4 protein-coding genes are annotated in these 5,186 nt (G+C 65.4%); all 4 read right to left on the reverse strand.

Annotated features, from left to right (window positions below):
* A partial coding sequence (locus H926_RS26495; RefSeq protein WP_043608747.1) for a biotin/lipoyl-containing protein occupies nt 1-358 on the reverse strand: 358 nt, incomplete at its 3' end.
* Between the two features lie 45 nt (nt 359-403).
* Complete coding sequence (locus H926_RS0108805) at nt 404-3,241, reverse strand: 2-oxoglutarate dehydrogenase E1 component (protein WP_022675964.1); 2,838 nt, start codon at nt 3,239-3,241, stop codon at nt 404-406.
* A gap of 282 nt (nt 3,242-3,523) precedes the next feature.
* A complete protein-coding gene (gene mdh / locus H926_RS0108810) occupies nt 3,524-4,486 on the reverse strand; it encodes a malate dehydrogenase (protein ID WP_022675965.1) in 963 nt (320 codons plus the stop codon).
* A 387-nt stretch (nt 4,487-4,873) separates the two neighbouring features.
* The coding region (locus H926_RS33175; protein WP_022675966.1) for a hypothetical protein at nt 4,874-5,186 on the reverse strand (313 nt) is incomplete at its 5' end.

Consider the following 5,186-nt stretch of genomic DNA (forward strand, 5'->3'; position numbering starts at 1 on the left):
AAGCAGGGACAGCCGCAGCAGCAGCCGGGGCCGGCGCGGCGGCCGGAGCCACTGTGTCGGACGCGGGCGGCACGGGCTTTTCCTCGCGCGGGGCAACCGGCACGTTGCCGGCTGCGGCAACGCCGTCTTCCACGGTGCCGAGCAGCGCGCCAACCGTGACGGTTTCGCCTTCGGCAACCAGGATCTGGCCCAGCACGCCGGCAACGGGCGAGGGCACTTCGACGGCAACCTTGTCGGTTTCGAGGCTGACGATAGGCTCGTCCAGAGCCACCGCTTCGCCGGGCTTCTTCAGCCACTGGCCGACCGTCGCTTCGCTGACGCTTTCACCGAGCGTCGGAACCTTGACTTCGATGGACATGACTTGGTGTTCCTTGGGGAGAATTCAGGTGGACGAAACGGCCGGTCAGGCCTTCTTCTTGCGGCGGATTTCCTCGCGCACCGACAGCGCCAGCGCATCGGCCACCAAGGCGGCCTGCTCGGCATTGTGGCGCTTGGCCAGGCCCGTGGCGGGCGAAGCCGAGGCGGAACGGCCGGCATAGCGGGGGCGCGGGACCTTGCCCTTGGCAGCCTTGAGCGATTCCTCGATCAGCGGCTCGGCAAAGAACCACGAACCGTTGTTCTTCGGCTCTTCCTGGCACCACACCACGTCTTCCAGATTGGTCATGCGCGACAGGCGCAGGGCCAGCGGCTCACCCGGGAAGGGGTAGAGCTGCTCGATCCGAATGATCTGGGTATCGGTGATGCCGGCCGCATCGCGTGCCTCGATCAGGTCATAGGCGACCTTGCCCGAGCACAGCACCACGCGGCGGGTGTCGCGGTCTTCCGGTGCCGAAGGATCGGACAGGATGCGCTTGAACTGCGCTTCGCCCAGGAAATCGGCCGCGGTCGACTTGGCCAGCGGGTGGCGAAGCAGCGACTTGGGCGTCATGATGATCAGCGGCTTGCGGAACGAGCGGTGCATCTGCCGGCGCAGCACGTGGAAGTAGTTGGCCGGGCTGGTGATGTTGCACACCTGCAGGTTGTCTTCCGCGCAGAGCTGGAGATAGCGCTCAAGGCGGGCCGAGGAGTGTTCCGGACCCTGGCCTTCATAGCCGTGCGGCAGCAGCATGACGAGGCCATTGGCGCGCAGCCACTTGGCTTCCGATGCGGCAACGTACTGGTCGATCACGATCTGGGCGCCGTTGGCAAAGTCACCGAACTGCGCTTCCCACAGCACAAGCGTCTTGGGATCGGCGCTGGCATAGCCGTATTCGAAGCCGAGCACGCCATATTCCGACAGCGGGCTGTCGAGCACTTCGAAGCGGCCGTGGGGCAGCGTCGCCAGCGGCACATACTTGTGCTCGTCGGTCTGGTCGACCCACACCGCGTGGCGCTGGCTGAACGTGCCGCGGCCGCAATCCTGGCCCGAAAGGCGCACGTTGTAGCCTTCGGTGACCAGGCTGCCATAGGCCAGCGCTTCGGCCGTGGCCCAGTCAAACCCGTTGCCGGTGTTGAACATCTCGCGCTTGGCGTCGAGCACGCGGCCCAGCGTCTTGTGGACGGTCAGGCTTTCGGGAACCGAGGTCAGCGTGCGGCCCAGGCTGTCGAACAGCTTCTGTTCGATGCCGGTGGCCACGTTGCGGCGCGCCGTCACGGGGTCGGCCGGCTTGTTGAGGCCTGCCCAGCGTCCGCCGAACCAGTCGGCCTCGTTGGCCTTGTAGCTCTTGGCGGCTTCGAACTCGTTTTCAAGCGTGGCGGTGAAGTGGTCTTCCACATCACCCTTCCAGCCCTTGTCGATCACGCCCTCGGCGGCCAGGCGCTCGGCATAGAGCGTCGAGACGGCCGGATGCTTCTTGATCTTGGCGTACATCAGCGGCTGCGTGAACGAGGGCTCGTCGCCTTCGTTGTGGCCGAAGCGGCGGTAGCACCACATGTCGATCACGATGTCGCGGCCGAACTGCTGGCGATAGTCGATCGCCAGCTTGCACGCGAAGGTCACCGCTTCGGGATCATCGCCGTTGACGTGGATGATCGGCGCCTGAACACCCTTGGCCACGTCAGAGGGGTAGGGCGAGCCGCGCGAGAACTGCGGGCTGGTGGTGAAGCCGATCTGGTTGTTGATGATGAAGTGGATGCAACCGCCGGTGTTGTAGCCCTGCACGCCGGAAAAGCCGAAGCATTCCCAGACAATGCCCTGGCCGGCAAAGGCGGCGTCGCCGTGGATCAGCACCGGCAGCACCTGCTTGTGCTTGCCCGGGCCCACGTCATCGCGGAACTGCTGCTGGGCCAGCGTCTTGCCCAGCACGATGGGGTCCACCGTTTCCAGGTGCGACGGGTTGGGCAGCAGGCTCATGTGCACCTTGGTGCCGTCGAACTCGCGGTCGGTGCTGGTGCCCAGGTGATACTTCACGTCGCCCGAGCCGCCCACGTCTTCGGGGTTGGCGCTGCCGCCCGAGAATTCGTGGAAGATCACGCGATAGGGTTTGGCCATCACGTTGGCGAGGATGTTCAGGCGGCCGCGGTGGGCCATGCCATAGATGATTTCCTTCACCCCGCGCTGGCCGCCGTACTTGATCACCGCTTCGAGCGCGGGGATCATCGACTCGCCGCCGTCCAGGCCGAAGCGCTTGGTGCCGACATACTTCTTGCCGAGGAACTTCTCGTACTGCTCGCCGCGCACCACGGCCGACAGGATCGCCTTCTTGCCCTCGGGCGTGAAGTCGATCGACTTGTCGCCGCCTTCGATGCGGTCCTGCAGGAACTTGCGCTCTTCCACGTCGGAGATGTGCATGTATTCCAGGCCGACCTTGCCGCAATAGTTCTTGCGCAGGATCTCGACCACTTCGCGCACGGTGCCCCATTGCAGGCCCAGCGTGCCGCCCAGATAGATCTTGCGATCCATGTCCTTGGGCAGGAAGCCGTGGTATTCGGGGCTGAGGTCGGCCGGCAGGTACTGCTTGGACAGGCCCAGCGGATCAAGGTCTGCCGCCAGGTGGCCGCGCACGCGATAGGTGCGCACCAGCAGCATCACGCGCAGGCTGTCGTTGGCCGCCTGTTCCAGCGCGGCTTCGTCCAGCGCGGCGCCGGCCTTCTTGGCGGCCTTGGCGACCTCGACCTTGATGGTCATGGGATCGAGCGCACGGGTCAGATCATCGCCGGCGAGCGCGTCGGTAATCGGCCAGCGCTTGGACTGCCAGGACGGACCCTGCTGCGGCGCATCCTGTGAAGGATCAACTTCGTACTCGTGCACGTCCTGTGCCATGGTCAATTCACTCCTGTGCCCCCGGGGAGGGGAGGGGCTTCGGAAAAAGGTTGTGGGCAGAGTGCATACCGGCGCAGCCTGCCTGTGACTGTCATCGCTTTCCCGCCGCCATGGCCGGACCGGCCGCCCTGCGCATGCCTTGCGCGCAATGGGCCAGGTATCCTTAATGGCGTCTGGTCAGCGCCCTTCGCAAAGGGTCTTATCGCTTTTGCCGGCCTGAAAAACAGCCGGTAGAAGGTGCCGCGGCCGCCCGGGAAAGGACGGCCGCGAACCATGCTGCCATCAGGCGAGCGAGGGATCGATGCCCTTGCACGCCACCAGCAGTTCCTTGACCGCGTCGACCGAGACCTGGAGGTTGGCCTTGGCGGTTTCATCGAGGTTGATTTCGATGACCTTTTCCACGCCGCCAGCGCCGATCACCACCGGCACGCCAACATAGAGGCCGTCAACGCCATAGGCGCCGTCGACATGGGCGGCGCAGGGCAGGATGCGCTTCTGGTCGTTGAGGTAGGCTTCGGCCATGGCGATGCCCGAGGCGGCCGGAGCATAGAATGCCGACCCGGTCTTGAGCAGGCCGACGATTTCGCCGCCGCCCGAACGGGTGCGGGCCACGATCGCGTCGATCTTTTCCTGGGTGGAAGCGCCCATCTTGATCAGGTCGGTGACGGGGATGCCGGCGACGGTGGAATATTCCACGACCGGAACCATGGTGTCGCCGTGGCCGCCGAGCACGAACGAGTTCACGTCGCGCACCGAAACGCCGAATTCCCAGGCGAGGAACGTGCTGAAGCGCGCCGAGTCGAGCACGCCAGCCATGCCGACCACCTTGTTGGCGGGCAGGCCGGAGAATTCGCGCAGCGCCCAGACCATCGCGTCGAGCGGGTTGGTGATGCAGATCACGAAGGCGTCGGGCGCGTTGTCGCGGATGCCTTCGCCGACCGACTTCATCACCTTGAGGTTGATGCCGAGCAGGTCATCGCGGCTCATGCCGGGCTTGCGCGCCACGCCAGCCGTCACGATGATGACGTCCGCGCCAGCGATGTCCTTGTAATCGTTGGTGCCGATGATCTTGGCGTCAAAGCCTTCGACCGGGCCGCACTGCGAGAGATCGAGGGCCTTGCCCTGCGGAACGCCTTCCACCACGTCGAACAGGACGATGTCGCCCAGTTCCTTCTGCGCGGCCAAATGCGCCAGAGTGCCACCGATGTTACCCGCGCCGATGAGCGCGATCTTCTTGCGTGCCATGTGCTTTACGGTCCTTTCCCGGAGTCGTCGCGGGACAAGCGTTCAAGCGTTGCCGACTCAAGCCCCCGGATGGAGGTCCCCCCGCGCCCGCGAGACGGGAAGGGTTGCCGGCAAGTGGAGGGGCACGTAGGCCTGCCCGAGAGGGATTGCAACCGCAAAAAACCCCGCATCTGCGGGTTTCTTTGATATCAGTTCGCAATAGCGTTAAGTGGTAAATCTACCGTTCATACGAATGCGACAGGCAAGCCCTTTGCCGCGTTTCAGAACGGTGCGGCCGCCGGGTTTTTCAGGCGTGCCGGCGATGGGCGCAGCCATGACCGGCTCGGCACGATGGTGCGACGAGCCGGGCAGCGTTTGACGAAGCCATCTTGGCTTGCTGCGTGAAATTCATCCGAGCCCGGCAAGTTCCCGGCGCAGGGCAATGGCCTTGCGGCGATCGAGCGTGTGGCACACCTGCGCCCACCAATCCGCCTGTTCCGCGTCCCCAGCCATCGCCGCGCGGGTGGCGGCGCGGGCAGCTTGCCCGGCAGCGGCATGGCCATGGCTGGCAAACAGGCGCAGCGCTTCGGCCAGCAGGGCGTCTTCGGCCAGTCGATCAGCGAGGCGCCCGGCCATGGCGCGTACCGGCGAGGGATAGTCCTGGGCTGCCTGGAGCGACCAGGCCGGATTGTCGTTGGCAGGGCGCGGCACGCGGCCGGCG

Origin of the sequence: Novosphingobium sp. B-7, assembly GCF_000410615.1 — a bacterium.
In the GTDB taxonomy this organism is placed as follows: domain Bacteria; phylum Pseudomonadota; class Alphaproteobacteria; order Sphingomonadales; family Sphingomonadaceae; genus Novosphingobium; species Novosphingobium capsulatum.

Coding starts and splice junctions, on each gene's coding strand:
- mdh (WP_022675965.1), bottom strand. CDS start 4,486: ATGGCACGCAAGAAGATCGCGCTCATCGGCGCGGGTAACATCGGTGGC.
- H926_RS0108805 (WP_022675964.1), bottom strand. CDS start 3,241: ATGGCACAGGACGTGCACGAGTACGAAGTTGATCCTTCACAGGATGCG.